The following is a 22,103-nucleotide window of genomic DNA, read 5'->3' as shown; positions in this document are numbered from 1 at the left end:
GTTCTCCTGAATAACCATTCTCTGCAATCAACGCCGTGCCTCTAAAGCGTTTAATTCTCGCTGAATGACCGAATATTTATGCGAATTGGTATAATTAGGTTTTGTCGACCTATATCAGATAGCCAAAGGCTATTTGATCTTTGCCAAGCAAATAGGAAACGAAACTTCGGCTCTATCGTCTTTAATCAATTTGAATTGGTATTTAATAACTGGTATCAACAACGAATACACACCCAACTTCTCGCTTCTTCAAGGCCTATTAATCGTTAAATCAGTTTATATTTCTAGCATCACACTTGGCATGAAAAAATTACTTACTGATAGGGTGATAGTTACAATCATCAGTTCTTTAACTTAAATGTGTTTTATATTTATTTAATTTAAAAACAGTGGTTTAAGTTTATATTCTGTTTTAGGAATGCTATTTGCTTATCTAGTTATATTTAGTCGGGATAAGGCAATATATGAAAAGTAAAAAGCCAAAAATCGCAGTCACTGGGCCAAATTCGGGTGGATTAATGGCTTGGCTCTTTACCGCATTAAACGTCAAACTTGCTGGTGGAGTCCCTGTTAGGGTGACCCCAAATTCGTTTGATGGGGATTTAGCATTCGATGGTTATATTATCGGCGGAGGCTCAGATATTCATCCAAAAAATAGAGAAATAGAGAATGTGCCTCATTATCCTCGAACCCTAACCACACAAATAAAAGAGGCTATGTTATACCCAATGGAGTTTATTGCGGGTTTTGGTGGGGTGAAATACGATAAACAACGCGATGAAATGGAAAAGCAATTTATTAAAAATGCATTACTAAATGATATTCCAATTCTAGGTATCTGTAGAGGACACCAATTACTAAACGCACATTGTGGCGGGACCTTGTATGCTTCCACCTTAGACGTACTAAAAGAAAAAGTACGTGCTCGTTCTGTGTTTCCAAGAAAAGAGGTGTTTTTTACCAGAAAGAACTCTCTTATTCGTGATATAGCTGGTAAGTCGCCTGTATCTGTTAATGCAATACATTCTCAAGCAATTGCAAAACCAGGTAATAACCTACGCGTAACGGGTATTGAAAAGTCAGGTATTGCTCAAGTACTTGAAGCAAAAGATAACAGTCCTGTGTTAGGTGTTCAGTGGCACCCTGAATACTTACCTTATTTGCAAACCCATCGTGCCATTTTTGCTTGGTTAGTTAATGAGGCGTCATCATGAAACATAAAAAAAATATCTTTAGAGTGCTCGCGGTAATAATTGCAATAGGCGTACTTGTAGCGATTTACTTCTTCACGCCCATAAATGATTATTTAACAGTCGATAAAGTTAAAGAATTAACCAATGATGTGCCGCAAGATTGGACAACCGCATTAATATTCTTATTAGTCTTTGCTGTAGGGGGGGCATTGTTAATTCCCATTCCACTGATGGCATTTTCAATCAGTTTAGTGTTTGATCTTTGGTTTGCTGTTCCTATTGCTATTGTTGGCTTTACCCTTGCGAGTTTGTCAGGTTATTTCATTGGCCGGTTTATCGGTGTCAATGCATTAGGTTCGTTCTTAGAGAAGCCCTTAAATGCTATTGAAGCTAAGCTTGACCATAAAGGCGGATGGGCTGTTTTTGCACTTCGGTTAGCGCCAACACCGCCTTTTACCGTCACAAGTATTATTAGTGGCACATTAAAAATTAACGCGACCCAATACTTGGTAGGTTCAACTCTTGGTATAGCTCCTTTAGGCCTTAGTGCTGTTGTTTTTGGTAAAGGTGCATTAGAAATAATGAAAAATCCGTCTAGTTTGGCAATAACTTTCATTATTGCGGCAACCATTATTTATATCTTTTACCGTGCATTACAAAAAAAACAGGCGTCAAAAAAAGAGAGCGCATAAGAAATAAAGGAGGCCACCGTGTTAAAAAAATCAAATATAGCGGTATATTGTTTAATTGTTTTGTGCTTGATTTTTGCGTTGCGTGTTGTTGCGCCTGATATTATTAAGTACTCGATAAATCAAAAGCTAGCTAATACTAAAGGGATCAAAGGGCATATAGATGATATTGATTTAGCTTTATTTAGAGGGGCTTATCAAATTCAAGGATTAGAACTTTATTTACAGCCTAATATAAAAACAACACCAACGATATCTGCCGACGAAATTGATATATCTATGCTTTGGTCAGCTCTTTTCAAAGGTGTTGTTGTAGCCAAGGTACATATCAATTCAACGACATTTTCCTTTGTCGACGAACCAAAAGAACAGAACAAAATTGATCCCAAGGCGAAACAGCCTGATACTTGGTTAACCTTGATTAACTTTGCCAGTCCTATCAATATAGATGAAATACGCATTAGCGAAACTAAAATTCGGCTATTAAACGAGATTGAAGGGCAACAACAAGCGCATTATGTAAGTAATATTTCTGGGATAGTCACTAATATTACTAATAGTAGTGAATTATCTGGCAGTTCAGTTGCAAATTTTCACCTTACTGGTGATTTAATGGGGCAAGCGCAAGTTCAGTTAAAAGGGTTTATTAACCCTGAAACAGTAGATCCAACATTTGATATTAACTTTAGTATGAAAAAGTTACCTGTTGATAAGATTGCTGGCTTAATTGAAGTTTATACGCCGATAGATATCGAGCAAGGAACTGTCGATGCTGCTATAGAATTATATACATTAAATGGTAAAGTGAATGGCTACATGAAAGCGGGTATTTATAATCCAAATATATTCACATGGAGAGAAGATATCGTGAAAGATAATGATGGTTTATTCACGGGTATTTATGAGGGGATCATTGACGGTCTTGCCGCTATATTTGAAAGTGATGAAAAAGGCTTGGTTGCTTTTAAAGTTCCCATTGAAGGAACAATAAATGATACAGAAATTTCTAAATGGGATGCTTTTACCTCACTTTTATATCATGCATTTATTAATGAATATGATTTAAAAGTTGAAAATACGGTACCAGAATCAAAGTAATAATAAAAAGTTAGCTGTTTTCCGGTGTTCTGTATTAGCGAGCACCAGTAAAATTAGCTGATATCAATATGAGAATAAATTAATGACTAAATTATTACCCTTATTTCTGCTAACAACTTCTCTGTTATGCTCTGCTTGTTCGAGTTCACCGAATTCAGCACCAACACCTGAGCCAGCAGCAGAAACTAAAGTAGAAAAGTTATCTGATAGTAATGTAACCACCATTAATACCTCTAATGGCCAAATTGAAATTGAACCGACTATCGTAGCTACCGATGATTCTACCCTTAACGGAGACCAACCATTTGATGATTCAGTTAACTATTATGATCCTATTGAATCATTCAATCGTAGTATTTTTCAATTAAATCACTTTACCTATACTTACTTATTTATTCCTGTGGCAAAAGGTTATAACTTTGTTTTACCAGATCCCGTAAAACAATCTGTTGCTAATGTTTTTGATAACATACGTGAACCTTTAAACTTAGTGAATAACGTTTTTAGTGGTGAGTTTGGCCATGCAGGTAATAACTTTGCTCGATTTTTGATTAACTCAACGGTTGGCTTAGTCGGGTTGTTTGATCCTGCCGATGCCTGGTTTGATATAAAAGCACAACCGCGTAATGTTGCACAATTACTGCGCCATCATAACGTATCGAGTGGGGCTTATTTAGTGTTACCGTTTTTGGGACAATCTGATCTACGAAACACGGCTTCTATCATTACAGAAGGCTTGGTGCATCCAACTAAGTACGTGCTATCAAGCCCTGATGATACAAATGCTCGAATTATTGGTGGATTCACCGATTTTTCTGAAAGAGCAGAACTCTACCAAACGTTATATGAACAAGCTGATGATCCATACGTGTATTTTAGAAACCAATATATTCAGGCAAGAAATCGTGACGAAATAGATGCCAGACAAGAAACCATAACCACTGAAACTACTGTTGAACTTAAAACGAATCAAGTAACAAAAGAGAATGAGAATAATAATGAGTAATAAAAGTGCGACGATCATCGAAAAAATAGGCGAGATCATTTTAAAACAACGCATATTAATACTTATTGTTTTCACTACGCTGTTTGTTATTTTAGGAAGTAATGCACTAAAGTTTAAAATTGATGCCTCTGCAGATACCTTGCTAACGAAAAACAATGCGTTGTATATAAAAACGCAACTCGCAAACCAGAAGTTCTCGCCAGATGAGTTTATTCTTGTTGCTTATCAGCCGAATAGTGGCGACGTTTTTACTGAGAAAACAATAGAAGGTATGAGTAAACTTTCTGATAGCTTTGCTCGAATAGAGAGGGTATCAAAAGTTCAATCAATGTTGTCTGTGCCGTTGATTCAAAGTAAATCACAATTACTTTCGAATAGTAATGTCAGTGATCTCACTTACGAAAAACAGCAATATTCACCAGAAGAACTTCGCACGCTGCTAACCGATCATCCCATCTATACAGATCTACTCGTTAATCAAAAGCAAGATGCTGCTGCAATTCAAATAGTCTTTAAAAAAAATGAAGAATTGCAGACATTAAACGATGAAATTCTTAGTATTAATAAACATTTACTGACACGAGAACTCACAGAAGAAGAAAATCAAAAACTTGAATCCTTAAAACGCCAAGCAGATATCATTGAAGGTGAAATAGGGCAACAACGTCAACAAGAACTTATTCAAATTGAACAGATCGTTGAACAAGCACAACTTGATGGTTCCGTTTATATTGGCGGAAGTTATATTGTTGGTATTCGCTTAATTGAAATAGTTAAGCAAGATTTACTCTACTTTGGCTCAGGTATTGGTGTATTAATCGTCTTGCTTTTAATGCTGCTTTTTAGAAGTATTAAATGGGTTCTCTTTCCCATGTTTGCTTGTGCGTCAAGTATATTGTTGACCATGGGCTTACTGGCACTTCTAAATCTTCCAGCGACGGTTATTTCTGCTAATTTTGTCGCTTTACAACTTATTTTAACACTTGCGATCATGCTTCATTTGATCACCTGTTATCGCGAAGTGAGTAGGAAAGACCCTGAATTAACACAACATCAAAGGCTAGTTAATACCCTCAAAGAAAAGTTAGCGCCTTGTTTTTTTGCCGCATTAACCACGTCTGTTGGCTTTGGTTCTCTGATCTTTAGTGGCATTCAACCTATTATTGACTTTGGCATTATGATGCTGATTTCAAATATTGTAACACTGAGTGTTGCCTTGTTATTGTTCCCGGTTTTGTTGAGTTATTTTTCAGCAAGTAAAGAGTCTAAAGAATATGCCTGGTTGTCCAATTTTCTCGCTAAATTAGGGAATAAAATAAAATCAGCACCTCGCTTTTTTATTATTATACCTTTAGTTTTTATGGGAATACTCGCTGTAGGTATTAGTCAGTTAAATGTTGAAAACAGTTTTATTGATTACTTCCACCCCGACACTAAAGTGTATCAAGAGTTAAGTTTTATTGATCAGCAGTTTGGAGGGTCAACGCCTCTTGATATCGTAATATCGTATGATGAGGCAACGAATAAATCTGATTTATTTATGACTGCAAAGCAAGTTAATACTTTACACCTAGGCCACGCAGTTGTTAATGCTTTTGATGCGACAGGTAATGTTACCTCACTGATAAGTTTTACTAAATTAGCAAAACAATTAAATGATGGAGCACCGATCACGGAATATGAATTAGACGTGATTTATTCAATGGTTGATAAAGAGACAATTGATAGTTTGGTCGGTGCTTACATTGATACTGATTCAAACACGATGCGCATTTCAACACGTATTCAAGATACTTTACCTGGGCTTAATCGCGCTGAATTTTTAGATAAATTAACAAAAGATTTAAACGCAGCAGGCTTATCAGAAGACCAAGTAGAGTTAACAAACTTATTTGTCTTATATCAAGATATTCTATCGAGACTTTTTGATTCTCAAATTACCACATTAGGTATTGTATACGGAGTTTTAGCGTTAGTCTTGTTCGCCATTTTTCGTTCGATAAAAATTGCGTTAATAGCGTTAGTTCCCAATATCATTAATACGTTAGGTATTTTAGGTATTATTGGTTGGCTTGGGATCCCGTTAGATTTAATGACTATTACCATTGCGACAATTGCGATGGGAATTGCGATTGATGATACGATACATTTTGTTGATGCCTATAAAAGCAAGTTGGATGGAAAACCTATGCAACATGCATTTTCACATACAGGCTTAGCGATTGTGTACACCTCTACCTTAATCGCAACCGGCTTTAGTATGTTTGTATTTTCAGATTTCGTACCGAGTGTGTATTTTGGCCTGTTAACAGCTTGTGCCATGATGTTAGCAGTGATTACAGATTTAACGGTGTTGCCTGGTTTATTGAAAAAATATATACACCCAGCAAAGCCAACACCCAATAGTAATCAATAAAACGTATAATATTCATAGTTTTACTAAGCCCTGAAGATATTTAGGGCTTTAAAGATATTGGTTTTATTTTTACATGAGTTCAATACCGCTCACATAAAAGTTTATGTCAGCTTATTTAACACATGGTATAATTGAATTTTTCATTTTTCTTATTAAAACAATGAGTTGTCAATGTGGCTTAAATTTTGCTTTTCTATAGATAAGTAAATTTTCAAAGGTAGTAATGATGAAAAAGTTTATTGGTTTAGTATTAAGTTGTTTAATCTGTGTTCAAGCGAATGCAACACTGTTAACAGGTGAAGTAGCAGAAGATGCATTTGTAACGGTTGCTGGGTTTGATTTAGCTTGGGCTTCTCCTTGCTCTGACGGTGTTTTAGAATATTCTTGCGGCGCTATGGATATCACTGAACAGGCAGGTTATGGTTGGAACATAATGACGTCTAACCTATTTAATACTTTAGGTATTAGTGCTGATACCTTTGTTGTTGATTATTCGTCAAGTAATACACAAACTTATAACGGCAAGAATTATGCAAAAGCAGCGGGGTGGTTTTCTAACAGCTATTCTCACATTGATGTTCAAAACGGCTTAGATGGTTTTTGGTCATTTCTTGATGTTGCAGATGGCGGGTCTTATTATGAGACGATAGTGTATCGTGTAGCAGACAGCGCTGTGCAAGTTCCTGAACCGTCAACAATTGCAATACTTGGTTTGGCACTTGTAGGTTTAGGTTTCTCTCGCAGAAAATAGCAAGCAGCTAACAAATTAATATTACAAAAGCCCTGAATCAACGCAGGGCTTTTGCGTTTAAGGGGCATCTAAAAAAACTCTCTCGCCTTTTGTAATCTATCTACTATGGTATATATCACTGTCTTTCCTTAAATTCGTATACTGTTATTCAAATTACTCGATAATGAATTAATCATATTTTTCTGGCTTATTCGTTTATTCTTCAATATTTTAATTAAACATCCCGTAACTTTTTTGAACGTTATTCGTGAAATATGATTATTGGCGCACCAAAACGGAACATTATTATTTGAAGTTATGGTTATGTTTAAAGATTATGGTCAATAGCGATTTGGTTTAATGCTAATAATTTGTTTTGTTCATATCGGTAAGTATTCCTGTTATATTCGCACTGCGACTGTGCAATGCAATGATTTTTCATAGAGATAACAGAATGAAAATAGAGAAAGCACACCCTCATCATTATGCAGAATTGCTAAATGTTTGGGAAAACTCAGTCCGAGCTACGCATGATTTTATTTCAGAAGAAGATATAGCGTTTTTTAAGCCTATTATTATCGAGCAGGCTTTTCCTGCGGTGTCGCTTCATTACGCTAAAAATATTGACAATATCATTATTGGTTTTGTGGGAATACATGAAAACAAAATTGAAATGCTATTTGTCATAGAAGCCGCTCAAGGAAAAGGCATAGGTAAATTATTGTTGCAATATGCAATTGATAACTATGCGGTTAACTGTGTAGATGTTAACGAACAAAATCCAAACGCTGTTGGTTTTTATCAGCACTTTGGTTTTCAGGTAACTTCTCGTTCGCCACTTGATGACTTAGGCAAACCATTTCCTATTCTACATTTATCACGTTAAGTTCGAATTTATATACATTCTGTAAGAAGAAACGCCCAACGCTAATAACGATGGGCGTTTCCGTTTTTTAATTACATATTATTTATCTTGTATTAAAGGTTTTAGCCATGAGAATATATTTTTCGCGTATGAAAACGAAAGGGCAATGCCCGCCAAGAAAGCCTTTCAAAAAAATTGTTTGGTCTTGGGTGGGGTCGTTTTTGGGTATATTTCTTATCGCCTATGTTGGTGAGGTTTTACATTACGATGAAAAAAGCTTAATGATGCTAATTGGCTCTTTTGGTGCTTCTGCTGTACTCATTTATGGCGCTCCGTTAGCTGAGTTTTCACAACCAAGAAATTTAATTGGTGGTCACGTAATTTCAGCTTTTGTTGGTGTAAGTGTCAGTTTAGTTTTTTCAGAAAATATTATGATAGCGAGTGCATTAGCTGTATCACTTGCAATTATGTTTATGCACCTAACTAGAACTTTGCACCCGCCAGGAGGTGCTTCGGCATTAATTGCTACGATTGGTGGCGAACAAATTTATGCACTAGGTTATTGGTTTATTGTCACTCCTGTTTTATTAGGGAGTATTTTATTGCTAGTAGTTGCCTTATTTGTTAATAACATGTCAACAAATCCAAATCGACATTACCCTGTTTATTGGATATAAACGTAAAGAGTAAAAACGAATATTGTGATCAATATGGTGTTTTGATTTAAATCAATTACTCTATCTTCAAGTGCTAAAGAAGAACAATTTGCCAACGTGAGGTGATTTATTAATTCTGCAATTGTACTGTTAGGCGCGCCCAATGATAATACCGGCAAGTTGTCAGTCATTGCGAAAAGCCGTTGCGATAAAGTGCTTGATGTCTTTCAACAGAATATGACTTGCCATATCCTTTGTACAGGTGGATTTGGAGAGCACTTTAATACCACAACTAAACCACATGCTCATTATTGCCAGCAATATTTACAAAGTAAGGGCGTTGCTAGAAGTGTGTTTTATAAGCCGGCCTTAAGCCGCTACACATTAGAAGATGCATTACTGGCAAAGCCTATTTTAGAACAACATAAGATAGATCACATTATTTTAGTGACTTCAGACTTTCACCTTGAACGTGCATTATTGGTTTTTTCTCATGTTCTGCCGAATAGGGTATTGAGCTATCATGCGGCAAAATCACCAATGAGTAGAAACGAACGTGATGCGTTAGTCGCGCATGAAAAAACTGCCATTATTAGAGAGCGCGACAACCTAAAAAACATAGAGAATTATTTATAAAAATCAATATTATAATATATTTTACCTTTCGAAAATCACTGCCACAGTGATACACTAAAAAGTAATTTATCCGTAGTTGTAGGGAATATCATGCGTAAAATATTCGAATTCAATGTAAAAGGGCACAAAGTTAAAGTTATCAACCATTGGTTCGGTGGAATGAAACTGTATGTTGATGGAAATATTAAAGACACAGATAGTAGTTTGTTTGCTTTTGGCAAAACAGCGTTGTTGTCTACAGGTTTAGATGATCACGGTGTGTTAGAAATATTGCCTATTTCTAGAATGTTGTCAGTAGAAATAGATGCAGTGTTAAACAACAACAAAAAATTACAACATGTATATAGCTCTCATCGACGATTAAGCTTGCAACAACAACGTTTAGCTAAATGATCTTTTGTCACCGACAATACATATTCGCAGTAAATGTGTATTGTCTAGAAAGGGTAATGCGTAAAAATATCATCAATTAATCTATTTAGGTTGTTCTTGTCATTATTTATTTTTGCAAAGGTGCGCAAGCCTGCTATTTGAATTTGTACATGGTTTGCGAGCTCTTCTGCACTTTTATGTTGTTCAACTTCTCCCTTTTGTTGGGCTTCTTCGATAATCACGACGAATTGTTGTAAAATTTCGGCTAAATGCGCTTTTGTCACATTAAGTAAGTCTTGATTATCATCGGTTAGTTCGCCAATTGTTTTAGATAACATGCAAATACCATTAGGTGCATTATCTTGTGAATCTATAACCAAGTTTTTAACAAATGCTCGAAGTGCTTCAAGCGGTGAACTATGCTGTTCTTTATAATGAGCTAGTTGAGCAATACCTAAATCTGTGTAATTTCTTAATGTTTCTTTAAATAAACCATCTTTACTACCAAAAGCGGCATAAATGCTACCAGGACGCATGTCAATTTCGTCTTGTAAATTTCGCATTGACGTTGCATGAAAGCCTTTTTTCCAATACAGGTTGGTAGCTTTGTTGATAACTTCCTGACGATCAAACTTTGCTATATTTGCCATAATTTTCTCATACTCTTTAAGCAAGTATTGAACAATCGTTCAATTGTATGGCTTTATGGCAACTAGGTAAAGAGGGTAATTGTTGGTTTCTATCTGATCCATTACTAATAATTATTTATTTTAAATTATATTATATATAAAAAACAAAAACATAAGATAAAAGTTACGTATATATTGAGCAATCGTTCAAAATGTACTTGAACGTTCGTTCATGACGTTCTATAGTCTACCCATGCATTAGCGAATAAATGAACAGTTACATTCTATTAGATACTAATAATGCAACTGTTTATCGAAAAAACATTATTAACGATACAACTTAGGAGAAACAGAAATGAGTGACTTTACTTTACATACGTTAGAAACCGCACCTGAGAAAAGCATAGAAATGCTTCAAGATGCTAAAAAACAAATGGGGAGTATTCCAGGGCTGTATGCTGTAATGGCTGAATCCCCTGAAACCTATAAAGGCTATAATGCATTACATTCTTTATTCACTGAAACGTCTTTTAACGCTGAAGAGCTTACGGTTGTTTGGCAAACCATTAATGTAGAGCACGAGTGCCATTACTGTGTGCCTGCACATAGTGCAATTGCTAACTCTATGAAGGTTGATTCTGCTATCACAGAGGCTCTGCGTAATGAAACTGAATTACCTTCAGCTAAATTACAAGCACTTCATGATTTCACTTTAGCCATGGTGCGTGAACGTGGCGAAGTGTCAGCCGAAACGCTTAATGCCTTTTACCAAGCTGGCTATGGTCAAAAACAAGTGTTAGAAGTTATTCTTGGCTTATCACAAAAAGTGATCAGCAATTATGTGAACCATGTTGCAAAAACACCGGTTGATGCTATGTTCAAAGACTTTACGTGGACAAAAAAGAAGTAAACTAACGCCATTTCTAAATTCATTAGCAGGAGCATTAGCAATGAGTGATCAATACCAACCGCCGAAAGTGTGGAGTCAAGATGCTGAAAGCGGTGGAAAGTGGGCGAGTATCAATCGGCCAGTATCAGGTGCTACTTATGAAAAAACATTACCTGTAGGAGAGCATGCTTTACAACTTTACTCTATGGCTACACCTAATGGGCAAAAAGTCACCATAATGTTAGAGGAGTTATTAGCACAAGGCAAGGGCGCAGATTATGACGCGCATTATATTGATATAGGCGAAGGAGAACAGTTCTCGTCTGGTTTTGTTGACATCAACCCTAATAGTAAAATTCCTGCGCTACTGGATCGCGAAAACAATAAACAAGTAAAGGTATTCGAATCAGCTTCTATCTTAGTTTATCTTGCTGAAAAATTTAACGCGTTATTACCGAATAATGGCATTGAGCGAACAACAGTGATGAATTGGTTATTTTGGTTACAGGGTGCTGCGCCCTATTTAGGTGGAGGGTTTGGCCACTTTTATGCTTATGCGCCTGAAAAATTTGAATACCCAATCAATCGTTTTACCATGGAAATTAAACGACAGTTAGATGTATTAGATAAACAACTTGAAAACAAAGCTTTTATAGTCGGTGATACGCTTTCCATTGCTGATATTGCCATTTGGCCATGGTATGGCAACTTAGTGTTGGGTAATCTTTATGATGCAGAACAATTTTTACAAGTAAAAGACTATACCCACGTACGGCGCTGGGCCAAAGAATTACTATCACTGCCTTCATTTCAACGCGGTCAAATTGTAAACCGTAGCTGGGGAGAAGAGTGGCAGCAGCTAAAAAATAGACACAGTGCGCAAGACATCGATAAGGTGTTAGCGCTAAAGCATGAATAATACTCAGCCTATTTTCCACAAGGATTTATATGACCGCAAAGATTAACATTGACATCATTTCAGACGTAGTTTGTCCTTGGTGTATTGTGGGTTACAAGCATTTAGCAGCTGCAATTGCCGAGTTAAACATACAAGATAAGGTAGAAATACAGTGGCAACCGTTCGAACTTAATCCTGATATGCCTCCTGAAGGTGAAGAGCTAAGCGCCCATATGGCAAGAAAATATGGTTCATCAAAGGCAGAAAGTGAGCAAGCCAGAAGAAACATAACCCAAGCAGCGGCTGAATATGGATTTCATTTCAATTATGTTGAAGGTATGAAAATTGTGAACACTTTTAATGTTCACTTACTGCTTGATTATGCGCATTCCCTTGGTTTACAAACAGCGCTAAAAATGCGTTTGTTCAGCGCTTATTTTAGCGAAAATAAAGATATATCAAATATAGCGGTTCTTACTAAGGAAGCTGAAGAAGTAGGCATAACCTTTGAACAATCAACCACAGCTTTTGAAGATAATGAAATTAAGCAGCGTGTTAAAGCCCTTGAATCACAATGGCAATCAATGGGAGTATCTGGAGTGCCTACCGTTATTTTTAATCGTACATCGGCTTTAACTGGGGCACAGCCTCAAGAGACCTACAAACAAGCATTGTTATCACTGATGAAACAGTAGTCATAAGTGTATGAAAGAGGCTAATAGCAAAAATTATTAACGTTTTTCATGAGTTTTCTTACACTTTTCTACTACTTTTTATTTAAATAAGGGTTTATCTTTGATTAGAGTCTGTTGATCTTTCGGGTTTAGTTCAAACAAAATTTAATCTCGAAAGGTCAACAGCCCTACTTATTTTCTAAAAAATGCAATGGTGCTTTATGAAATTCTTGTGGACGTTTATATTGATTTGCTGTGTTGGGTGTAGCCAGAAACAGCTTTACCACGTAGGGCAGCAGCATCAAAAAAACGATTGTATAAAACGTGCTATGTCCGAATCTGAATACCGTGAATGCTTACGTGCTGAGCAAGTAAGCCATAAAGAATATAAAAAAATAAGACAACAAGTGATCGAAGATAAATAACCAATGTATCACTTGTTTTCTACTTTCCAAATATTGGTACTTTGTTATGATCCCCGATCACCAAATTAGCAACGTTGTTATTTATAAGGGTTGCTTAGGCCATTGTTGTTTACTGATATACCGATGGTAAAAAAACCAACTGCACCATAACACACCAGAAATTCCAAGGGCGGCAATAATAGCGGGCTTAGGGTTTGATATCGAACTTACAGAACCTGCATACGACGCAATTGTTGCATAGGGAGCCGTGCTTAGTACCCAAGCGAGAAAGAACCGATGAAAGGGCATCTGTGCAATGCCGGCTAAACAAGCTGATACTTCCGGTAATATTGGCATGGCCCGAGAGAGTAAAATAAAGATAAACCCATGTTGCTTAAAAGTTGAACTGGCTTTATCACGTTCTGTTTTGGCTTTTATTATTGTTTGTAGCACGAATTCACCATAGCGTGAACTTAACCAATAGCCAACAAATCCAGCTAAAGTCATACCCATTAAACTAGCGATTAGGGCAACATGAAAGCCAAGAAAATACCCCGCTAATAAAATAATGGTTAATGTAGGTACAGCGATAAACAAATCAGCGAATAGTAGCGCTACTACGATACTAAACACATACCCTTGATGGCTACTTTTAGCAATGATTAACCAGTGTTTAATTTGTTCGATAGACAATATTCCTGTTGATTTAATGAACAAAAACGTTAATGCAAAACATGTTGCCATTATTAGCATCACTTTTAATAATGCGAGCATATCTAGGCTCCTATGGGTAAATTATCGAAATTGAAATATTGCTTGGCGCTTGATGCAGGCTCATCTTAGATTTCTTATATACAGGTGGCCCTGTAAACCCTACTTTTTGTTTATTTGAGAACCCTAAACCTTCTTTTGGATAAATACCTGTCCAATTTTTCGTTACTTTTCCATCTTGGTTTTCATCATGTAATACTTTAATGGCAAATTCTTTTTCTTTGATGTTAAAAGTAAAAAGTTGCGTTTTATCAGTGACTAATTGAGTTTGACTCATCAGCGCTTGTTGATGCTGCTTAGGAAATCCTTCCTTTGCAAAAATCATCACGATGATGTTTCCTTGCCGCACTACGTCAATATTTAACACCTCAATGGTTACTTCTTTTGCTTTAACTAACATAGGCGTTACCGTAAATATTATTGTTAAAAGTAATCGTTTAATATTCATAAAGTCGTCCTCAATATTTTTTCATCATATTTTTAGCGAATGATGGTGCAATGCGTAGTAATAGTTTTAGGAGCTTTACTTTTCCTAAAGCATGTTCAATTGTGTTTGTTTCAAGCCCTTTTAATATCTGATCAGCGGCTTTTTCGGAAGATAGTTTATTTACGCCTCTTCCAGCTGTCATTGGTGTATCGACTAACGGTAAAAATACTTGTTGTACGTATATATTTGTCTTTGCTAATTGATAGCGTAATGATTGTGAAAAGTTGTTTAATGCGGCCTTAGTAGCGCAGTAAACCGCAGAGCTAGTTTTCGGTGCTAAGGCAAGCCCTGAATTTACATTTAATATGATAGACTTTTCTTGATGTAATAGAGTGGGTAATAACTGATGTGTTAACAGACAAACACTGGTTAAATTAACATTAACTTCATCAATAATGTGCTGGGTTAGAAAAGTATCATCAATGAATAGCTGACAATACTGGACAGCGGCATTGTTAATAAGTAAGTCGATATATTGGTATTCATTGACAATTTTTTCAGCAACAACCTTGGTTTCATTTGGTTTGGATAAATCGGCTTTTAGTGTAGTAATACCTGAAAATTGTTCTCGCAAGGCATTAAGTTTAGTTTGATCCCTGGCGATAACAATTAATTCATTATCAGAAAAAAGTTGTTTAACGAGCTGATAACCAATACCTGAAGTTCCACCTGTTATCACAATGCGTCTGTTTTTAAGTTCCATCGTTTAATCTCAATATATGTTAATCTGTAGCAAATTTTATCGTCGTAATATTCACAACACATTAACCGAGGTTAACAGTGACAACATTTTTTCAATATGTGCAAACGGAAGGAGAGCGGGTTAGCAAAGAAAAGGGGCAATATGTTTTTAATCAAGGCGATCAAGAAGATGCCATATATTTTGTGCAGTCAGGTTTATTAAAAGCATTTTACACCTCAGAACAAGGCAAAGAATCTATAAAGTCGTTTTTATCTGCCAATGATGTTATTGGTAGCTTAACTGCACTTTATTTGCGTCAATCAAGCTCTTTTAGTCTAATCAGTTTAGCACCCACCGTATTAATTAAACTGTCATTTAACGCCATTTTAATGCAGGCGAAACATGATATTATTTTTGCTAATGAGTTAAATGACCTGTTACTTACACTTGCCTTAAAAAAAGAAACACGAGAATATGAATTGTTATGTTTAACAGCAGAACAACGCTATGCAAAGCTTATTGAATCGACACCCACATTATTACAAAACGTTACACAAAGTGATTTGGCAAGCTATTTAGGCGTTACTCCTGTAGGTTTAAGTCGAATAAAAAAACGGTTATTTACGCGTTAACCTCATAAGGAAAATAGCGATGAAAATACAAAAAACAATTGCGTCGGTGATATTGGTTATGTTGTTCTCACTAATAGGTCATAGCCAAGCGGCACAACAAATATCAACAATCGACTTTATTAAAATTAACAACCCCTATAGCAAAGAAACACTTTATTTTTATGAAAATAACTGGCAAGTGCTACGTGAAAAAGCTATGAATAAAGGCTTTATTGATTCCTTCATGTTAATTAAGGTACCTGCAACGCCTCAAGCACCTTTTCATCTGATGCTAATTACGACTTATCGGAATAACGAACAGTTTGAATCACGAGAAAAAAATTTTAGTCAATTAATGTCGGGCTCTACAGGCCCTATGTTGTTAAACAATGTGCCTCCTGAACAGTTTAGAACCATGATTTTTAATAAAACAAGTTCTGTAGTTGTCACTTCTGAGAAATAAATATGCAATTAATAAATTATCTAAATGAATGCTTTTATACAAAACACACCTTATTACAGCTAAGCCATATCTCTGCTAATAAGTTAGCGTATCTGCAACAGCAAAAGGTGATGCCAACAGCATCCTATCGTTTAACCATTCAAACGAGTTGCCAATCATTTTTAGCTGACCATTCTGAAGAAAGTGTTCAAGAGTATTATGCGAAAGGTTACGTAAAGTGGTTGGGTGTTGTTGAAGCGTTAATTGAACCGGCAGATATTTATCAATATTTTAATAAAAATTACCGACTTACCATTCAACAGTTAAAGCAACAAGGTTTTGTTTGTCATGACGAAAAACTACATGCCAATATAGATGAACATATTACCCAAGAATGGCAGCATTTTTTAAATGGAACTTATGGTCTATGTACCGCTTCTGGATTAGTACAAGATATTGCTCGAAAAGAATTTGCTATTACGTCTATTAATGAGTTAATTGCTGAAAATGAAACACACCCTGATTTAGTGCGCTTAGAAAAGGCGGTTAATTTATTAGATAGTGCAAGCGCATTGTTTGCTCCACACGAAAGAATTAACAGTTCACGTAATCGTTTAGTCGATCAAATACGGAAAAAATATCAATTAACCTCTCCACAAATAACGTAAGGCAAAAGAATGGATATTACGCTACTTGCGAATAATGATGATTATGATCACGTGCTCGAAGTGATGTTACAGCTACGACCACAATACAATAAAAAAACATTAGCGGAACAAATCAAGAAACAGCAGCAAACAGGTTATAATATTGTGTACGTTAAAGATAACGGCAAAGTTTTGGCCGTTGCAGGGTTTGTTATTGGCGAAAAGCTTGCATGGGGTAAATATTTATACGTCGATGATTTAGTAACAAATGAAGCATTTCGTTCAGCTGGGGTTGGCCATGATATTTTAACTTGGTTAGAAGAATTTGCTAAAGAGCAGGGGTGTAGCCAATTACACCTAGATTCTGGCGTTCAACGGTATTCTGCACACAAGTTTTATCTACGAGAAGGGTTTGTAATAGCAAGCCATCATTTTTCTAAAACAGAGTTGGTATAATTTCATACTGATTCTTTAGTCATCATGTTCAAAATAAAGGGAATGGAAGGTCAATGTCGGATAATAAAAGTGCATTGCATACTGAATGGCAGCTATTACAAAATCAATGTGATAGTTATGAAAAATATGCATTACTCATCAAGCTTGTATGTGTTTTTATGCTGTTTAATGCATTTGTTTTTAATGGAATTTCAATGTATTTAGTGTTGTTTATTTTATTAATGTGGGGGCAAGAAGCGATTTGGAAAACCTTTCAATCACGGATTGAACAACGCATTATTATTCTTGAACAGGCGATAATGGATGCAACATCTTCAATTCATCCATTTCAATTTCAACGTGAATTTATAGCCAATCGACCAAGTCAATTAACACTGATAAAAACATATCTACAACAGTCTATTAGGCCTACTGTAGCGTATACTTACCTTGGTTTGTTATTGATAGTTTTTATACGTTGTTATCTGTGGTAATGGTAACCATCAGTAATTTTTAGCTATAAAAAAAGCCGGCAAACCGGCTTTTTTCGAATTAACGATTTATTAGCTGTTTAAGGCTGTTACTGGCTCAACAAATTCAAAACCTAAGTTTTCAGCAACTTCTTTGACAGTCACTTTACCATCAATAACATTCAAGCCGTTTAATAAGTGCTTGTCATCATTTAACGCTTGCTTATAGCCTTTATTGGCTAGTTGAATGATGTACGGTAATGTTGCATTATTTAATGCAAATGTCGAAGTTCTTGGCACTGCACCCGGCATATTAGCAACACAATAATGCACTACATCATCAACAATGAAGGTTGGATCAGCATGAGTTGTAGGTTTTGAAGTTTCAATACAACCGCCTTGATCTATAGCAACGTCAACAATAGCAGAACCAGGTTTCATGTTTTTTATGTGTTCTTTGGTCACAAGCTTAGGTGCAGCTGCACCTGGAATTAACACTCCACCAATGACTAAGTCTGCTTCAAGTACATGCTTTTCTAAGGCATCGGCCGTAGAATAAATAGCTTTGATACGGTTGCCGAATTGATCATCAAGTTTACGTAAAACATTAACGTTACGATCCAACACAACAACATCAGCGCCCATACCTACAGCCATTTTCGCTGCATTAGCACCAACCATACCGCCGCCAATGATAGCAACCTTAGCTGGCTCAACACCCGGTACGCCACCTAATAACATGCCTTGGCCTGCGTTTGATTTTTCAAGGGCTTGTGCGCCAGCTTGAATTGACATACGACCAGCAACTTCTGACATTGGTGCTAACAAAGGTAAGCCACCTTGATTATCGGTTACTGTTTCATAAGCAATACAGATTGCTTTACTTTTTACTAAATCTTGAGTTTGAGGTAAATCAGGTGCTAGGTGAAGGTAAGTAAATAGAATTTGACCTTCGCGTAACATTGCACGCTCAATTGCTTGTGGTTCTTTAACTTTTACAATCATCTCAGCTTGTGCAAAAACATCACTAGCAGTAGGTAAGATAGTTGCGCCAATGTCTGTGTAATCTTGGTCGGTAAAACCAATTCCACTTCCCGCTTGGGTTTCTACCACGACTTGATGCCCATGAGCGATCAGCTCTCTTGCACTAGCCGGAACCATACCAACACGATACTCATGGTTTTTTATTTCTTTTGGTACACCAATAATCATATTTATTTGCTCTTAGTTTGCTCTATTGAAATATGGTGCTAGTATAGTTGCGAATCTTTAGAATAACCTGTCGTTATTTGAGTATTTTAAGAATTTATCACTATATAAATAGAATTTAATAGAGAAATATAAAGAAATGGCTGACAATGAGAAAAAACTTGATCGTATCGACAAAAACATTCTATCTGAATTACAGAGAGATGGTCGGCTTTCTAATGTAGAACTGTCTAAAAGGGTTGGCCTTAGTCCTACACCATGTTTGGAAAGGGTTAAGCGATTAGAGTCTGACAATTATATTATCGGCTACCAAGCAACACTTAACCCACAAAAGTTAGAAGCAGCCTTATTAGTGTTTGTCGAAATTACCCTGACACGAACCAGTCCTGATGTATTTGATGATTTCTCTAAGGCAGTGCAAGAAATTGATGTGATTCAAGAATGTCATTTAGTCTCTGGTGATTTTGATTTTTTGTTAAAAACACGTGTGTCAGATATGGCAGCTTATCGAGAATTACTTGGCGATACACTATTAAAACTTCCATTTGTCAGTGAAAGTAGAACTTATGTTGTCATGGAAGAAGTAAAATTGACGAATATCCTACCAATTAAGCGATAAACCATTTATCTAGCTCGTTTAGTTTGGTATTTTAGCGGTTATAAAAAGAAGTTTTGTAAAAAGGAAAGTAGATTGTCAGATCAAGTAGCGCCAAACAGTAAACTAAATGGTATTCAACGACTGTTAGAAGCAGGGTTGTTGGTGTCGTGTGTTTTTGCCATGTTTATGATGATCGCGTTATACAGTTTTGACCCAGCAGACCCTGGTTGGTCGCAAACAGGGTATCAGAATGATATACGTAATTTAGGCGGTGCAGTAGGGGCTTTTCTATCTGATTTATTTTTAAATTTGTTTGGCGCCGTTGCTTATATTTTGCCTTTTGTCATTGCATTAACTGGATGGCTAACGTTTCAAAAATATTATAAATTGATGCAGATTGACTATCTAACCTTAGGGCTTAAATTTATTGGCTTCATCATGTTTTTTATTGGTATAACTGCCATCGCAAGCATGAATTTTGATGATGTATTTTACTTTTCTGCCGGTGGCATCATTGGTGATGTAATAAGCCAAGGGGTTTTACCTTATTTATCTTTTGTTGGTAGTACGTTACTGTTTTTAATGTGTTTAGCCACGGGATTTGTATTATTAACTGGCTTATCTCTGATACGTTTAATTGATTTGTTAGGTGAGCACACAATTAATGGGGTAATTGCATTAGCTGATTTGCCCGCATGGATAAAAGACAAGTTCAGTGCTTCTATGCAAGAAACGCCTACTTCTGGTGTAAGTTATTCAGATAACAATTCTGTTGTATTAACCACAGACCAACCTCTTGAAGAATACGACAATGAGCCAGAAGAAGAATCTCAGCCTTTCGCTAATCTAGACAGCATTACAGCAAGTAACACAGAACAGCCTTTTGCTGAAAGTAAAGACGACATACCATTTCGTGATAATGAACCTTATGTGTCAATTGATGACTTAATGGGTGAACCACTCGCGATTAATGTACAAGAGCACGTTAGTGCGGAAGAAATAACCGCTGCATTAGAACCAGTAGATCAAATACATGTTGAAGAACCTACTAGCTCCACTGATCAAGTAGACGAACACTCGAACAAAGTAAAAGATGTTGGTTTACCACCCTTATCGTTGTTAGATAAACCTAATAAGAAACAACACCCAATATCGCAAGATGAACTTGATCAAGTCAGTCGTTTAGTAGAAGAGAAGCTTTTAGAGTTTGGCGTTAAAGCTGATGTAGTTGACGTATTACCAGGTCCTGTGATCACGCGTTTTGAATTAGATTTAGCCCCAGGGGTTAAAGTAAGCAAAATAACGAACCTTTCCAAAGATATTGCTCGTTCATTATCAGCTAAATCAGTACGGGTAGTTGAAGTTATCGAAGGTAAGTCAGTTATTGGTATTGAGTTACCAAATAAATATCGTGAAACAGTGTTTTTTGCAGATGTATTACATTGTGATGCGTTTAAGAAATCTAAATCTAACCTAGCGATGGGGATCGGAAGCGATATTTCAGGAAACCCTGTAGTGGCTGATCTCGCTAAAATGCCACACTTATTAGTTGCTGGTACAACAGGTTCAGGTAAGTCAGTTGCCGTTAATACAATGATTGTTAGTATCTTGTATAAGTCACCACCACAAGATGTACGTATGATCATGATTGATCCAAAACAAGTAGAGTTGTCAGTGTATGACGGAATACCTCATTTACTCTCTGAGGTCGTAACTGACATGAAAGAAGCCGCTAACGCCTTGCGTTGGTGTGTTGGTGAAATGGAGCGTCGTTATCAATTAATGTCTAAGTTAGGCGTAAGAAACCTTAAAGGCTTCAATGATAAAGTAAGTAAAGCAATAGAAGCTGGCGAGCCAATGATTGACCCATTATGGCAACCGACCGATGCATTTACACAAACTCCACCGACATTAGAAAAACTGCCTTCTATTGTTATCATTGTTGATGAATTTGCTGACATGATGATGATTGTGGGTAAAAAGGTAGAAGAGTTAATTGCACGTATTGCGCAAAAGGCAAGGGCTGCGGGTATTCATTTAATTTTAGCTACTCAGCGTCCTTCAGCAGATGTAATAACAGGATTAATTAAAGCGAATATACCTACGCGTATGGCGCTAAGGGTTCAATCAAGAATTGAATCACGTATTATTTTAGATCAGCAAGGTGCTGAACAATTACTTGGTATGGGTGATATGTTTTATTTACCCCCTGGTGAAGCAATTCCTATGCGTGTTCATGGTGCCTTTGTTGATGACCATGAAGTACACGCTGTTGTGTCTGACTGGAAATCACGCGCAGAGCCAGACTACATAGAAGATATTCTATCAGGTCAAGGTGAGCAAGATGTGTTATTACCGAGTGAACAAGCCGAAGCGAGTGAAGACGCAGAGCTTGATGCATTATATGATGAAGCATTAGCGTTTGTCACCGAAACCCGACGCGTGTCGATTTCTAGTATTCAACGAAAATTTAGAATTGGTTATAACCGAGCGGCTCGTATTGTTGAAGATATGGAAGCGCAAGGCGTAGTGAGTATGCCAGGCCAAAATGGTGCGCGTGAAGTATTAGCACCACCTCCAATTAAGGATTAATTTT

25 protein-coding genes are annotated in these 22,103 nt (G+C 36.4%); 20 read left to right on the top strand and 5 right to left on the bottom strand.

What is annotated here, in order from left to right:
• Positions 1 to 464 precede the first annotated feature (464 nt).
• From BI291_RS11950 to BI291_RS11905, 10 genes are all read left to right on the top strand, one after another.
• The gene (locus tag BI291_RS11950; protein WP_074498998.1) at positions 465 to 1,214 is read left to right on the top strand and encodes a gamma-glutamyl-gamma-aminobutyrate hydrolase family protein; all 750 of its coding nucleotides are present in this window, start codon (positions 465 to 467) and stop codon (positions 1,212 to 1,214) included.
• Positions 1,211 to 1,885 (top strand): TVP38/TMEM64 family protein, encoded by a 675-nt coding sequence (locus tag BI291_RS11945; RefSeq protein ID WP_074498997.1) that lies wholly within the window; start codon positions 1,211 to 1,213, stop codon positions 1,883 to 1,885. The genes BI291_RS11950 and BI291_RS11945 overlap by 4 nt, the downstream gene beginning before the upstream one ends.
• Before the next feature lie 18 nt (positions 1,886 to 1,903).
• Positions 1,904 to 2,980: a DUF748 domain-containing protein gene (locus BI291_RS11940; protein ID WP_083602029.1), complete on the top strand. Its 1,077-nt coding sequence runs from the start codon at positions 1,904 to 1,906 to the stop codon at positions 2,978 to 2,980.
• 82 nt (positions 2,981 to 3,062) lie between these two features.
• Positions 3,063 to 3,986: a VacJ family lipoprotein gene (locus BI291_RS11935; protein WP_074498995.1), complete on the top strand. Its 924-nt coding sequence runs from the start codon at positions 3,063 to 3,065 to the stop codon at positions 3,984 to 3,986.
• Positions 3,979 to 6,402: an RND family transporter gene (locus BI291_RS11930; RefSeq protein ID WP_074498994.1), complete on the top strand. Its 2,424-nt coding sequence runs from the start codon at positions 3,979 to 3,981 to the stop codon at positions 6,400 to 6,402. Before BI291_RS11935 ends, BI291_RS11930 begins: the two co-directional genes overlap by 8 nt.
• Before the next feature lie 223 nt (positions 6,403 to 6,625).
• A complete protein-coding gene (locus tag BI291_RS11925) occupies positions 6,626 to 7,153 on the top strand; it encodes a PEP-CTERM sorting domain-containing protein (protein ID WP_083602028.1) in 528 nt (175 codons plus the stop codon).
• 433 nt (positions 7,154 to 7,586) lie between these two features.
• Entirely contained in the window at positions 7,587 to 8,018 is a 432-nt protein-coding gene (locus BI291_RS11920; protein WP_074498992.1) for a GNAT family N-acetyltransferase, read from the top strand.
• Between the two features lie 107 nt (positions 8,019 to 8,125).
• Complete coding sequence (locus BI291_RS11915) at positions 8,126 to 8,674, top strand: HPP family protein (RefSeq protein WP_074498991.1); 549 nt, start codon at positions 8,126 to 8,128, stop codon at positions 8,672 to 8,674.
• Positions 8,675 to 8,782: 108 nt separating this feature from the next.
• Positions 8,783 to 9,289 (top strand): YdcF family protein, encoded by a 507-nt coding sequence (locus BI291_RS11910; RefSeq protein ID WP_074498990.1) that lies wholly within the window; start codon positions 8,783 to 8,785, stop codon positions 9,287 to 9,289.
• 90 nt (positions 9,290 to 9,379) lie between these two features.
• Entirely contained in the window at positions 9,380 to 9,682 is a 303-nt protein-coding gene (locus BI291_RS11905; protein WP_074498989.1) for a hypothetical protein, read from the top strand.
• 44 nt (positions 9,683 to 9,726) lie between these two features.
• On the opposite strand, the gene BI291_RS11900 is transcribed toward BI291_RS11905, so the two are convergent.
• Entirely contained in the window at positions 9,727 to 10,311 is a 585-nt protein-coding gene (locus tag BI291_RS11900) for a TetR/AcrR family transcriptional regulator (protein ID WP_074498988.1), read from the bottom strand.
• Between the two features lie 334 nt (positions 10,312 to 10,645).
• Here BI291_RS11900 and BI291_RS11895 point away from each other — a divergent pair, with 334 nt between their 5' ends.
• Genes BI291_RS11895 through BI291_RS11885 form a run of 3 tightly spaced genes read left to right on the top strand, consistent with a single transcriptional unit; the run spans position 10,646 to position 12,772 of the window.
• Positions 10,646 to 11,200, top strand: coding sequence for a carboxymuconolactone decarboxylase family protein (locus tag BI291_RS11895; RefSeq protein WP_074498987.1), 555 nt, complete (start codon positions 10,646 to 10,648; stop codon positions 11,198 to 11,200).
• 40 nt (positions 11,201 to 11,240) lie between these two features.
• Positions 11,241 to 12,098 (top strand): glutathione-dependent disulfide-bond oxidoreductase, encoded by an 858-nt coding sequence (gene yghU, locus BI291_RS11890; protein ID WP_074498986.1) that lies wholly within the window; start codon positions 11,241 to 11,243, stop codon positions 12,096 to 12,098.
• 29 nt (positions 12,099 to 12,127) lie between these two features.
• A complete protein-coding gene (locus BI291_RS11885) occupies positions 12,128 to 12,772 on the top strand; it encodes a DsbA family oxidoreductase (protein ID WP_074498985.1) in 645 nt (214 codons plus the stop codon).
• 485 nt (positions 12,773 to 13,257) lie between these two features.
• Here the strand turns inward: BI291_RS11885 and BI291_RS11875 are convergent, their stop codons facing one another.
• From BI291_RS11875 to BI291_RS11865, 3 genes are read right to left on the bottom strand one after another with little or no spacing between them, the layout of a single operon-like run.
• The gene (locus tag BI291_RS11875; protein ID WP_083602027.1) at positions 13,258 to 13,929 is read right to left on the bottom strand and encodes a TVP38/TMEM64 family protein; all 672 of its coding nucleotides are present in this window, start codon (positions 13,927 to 13,929) and stop codon (positions 13,258 to 13,260) included.
• Between the two features lie 10 nt (positions 13,930 to 13,939).
• Complete coding sequence (locus tag BI291_RS11870; RefSeq protein WP_083602026.1) at positions 13,940 to 14,374, bottom strand: DUF2141 domain-containing protein; 435 nt, start codon at positions 14,372 to 14,374, stop codon at positions 13,940 to 13,942.
• 10 nt (positions 14,375 to 14,384) lie between these two features.
• Entirely contained in the window at positions 14,385 to 15,116 is a 732-nt protein-coding gene (locus BI291_RS11865; protein ID WP_074498983.1) for an SDR family oxidoreductase, read from the bottom strand.
• A gap of 77 nt (positions 15,117 to 15,193) precedes the next feature.
• Between BI291_RS11865 and BI291_RS11860 the strand changes: the two genes are divergently transcribed.
• The 5 genes from BI291_RS11860 to BI291_RS11840 are packed head-to-tail and all read left to right on the top strand — an operon-like array spanning position 15,194 to position 17,724.
• Entirely contained in the window at positions 15,194 to 15,727 is a 534-nt protein-coding gene (locus tag BI291_RS11860; RefSeq protein ID WP_074498982.1) for a Crp/Fnr family transcriptional regulator, read from the top strand.
• 19 nt (positions 15,728 to 15,746) lie between these two features.
• On the top strand, positions 15,747 to 16,169 hold the full coding sequence (locus BI291_RS11855) for a hypothetical protein (RefSeq protein WP_074498981.1): 423 nt from the start codon (positions 15,747 to 15,749) through the stop codon (positions 16,167 to 16,169).
• A gap of 2 nt (positions 16,170 to 16,171) precedes the next feature.
• On the top strand, positions 16,172 to 16,816 hold the full coding sequence (locus tag BI291_RS11850; protein WP_074498980.1) for a DUF6058 family natural product biosynthesis protein: 645 nt from the start codon (positions 16,172 to 16,174) through the stop codon (positions 16,814 to 16,816).
• A gap of 9 nt (positions 16,817 to 16,825) precedes the next feature.
• Positions 16,826 to 17,251, top strand: a complete 426-nt coding sequence (locus BI291_RS11845) for a GNAT family N-acetyltransferase (RefSeq protein WP_074498979.1) — start codon at positions 16,826 to 16,828, stop codon at positions 17,249 to 17,251.
• A gap of 53 nt (positions 17,252 to 17,304) precedes the next feature.
• Entirely contained in the window at positions 17,305 to 17,724 is a 420-nt protein-coding gene (locus tag BI291_RS11840) for a hypothetical protein (protein WP_074498978.1), read from the top strand.
• Positions 17,725 to 17,793: 69 nt separating this feature from the next.
• Here the strand turns inward: BI291_RS11840 and ald are convergent, their stop codons facing one another.
• Entirely contained in the window at positions 17,794 to 18,912 is a 1,119-nt protein-coding gene (ald, locus tag BI291_RS11835) for an alanine dehydrogenase (RefSeq protein WP_074498977.1), read from the bottom strand.
• A gap of 136 nt (positions 18,913 to 19,048) precedes the next feature.
• Here ald and lrp point away from each other — a divergent pair, with 136 nt between their 5' ends.
• Both lrp and BI291_RS11825 read left to right on the top strand, forming a co-directional pair.
• On the top strand, positions 19,049 to 19,528 hold the full coding sequence (lrp, locus tag BI291_RS11830; RefSeq protein WP_074498976.1) for a leucine-responsive transcriptional regulator Lrp: 480 nt from the start codon (positions 19,049 to 19,051) through the stop codon (positions 19,526 to 19,528).
• A gap of 72 nt (positions 19,529 to 19,600) precedes the next feature.
• On the top strand, positions 19,601 to 22,099 hold the full coding sequence (locus BI291_RS11825) for a DNA translocase FtsK (protein ID WP_074498975.1): 2,499 nt from the start codon (positions 19,601 to 19,603) through the stop codon (positions 22,097 to 22,099).
• The last annotated feature ends 4 nt before the right edge of the window (positions 22,100 to 22,103 follow it).

The organism is Thalassotalea sp. PP2-459 (assembly GCF_001913705.1).
GTDB lineage: Bacteria > Pseudomonadota > Gammaproteobacteria > Enterobacterales > Alteromonadaceae > Thalassotalea_C > Thalassotalea_C hakodatensis.
Note: the sequence above shows the minus strand (reverse complement) of the source record. Positions and strands in the feature narration are given on the sequence as shown.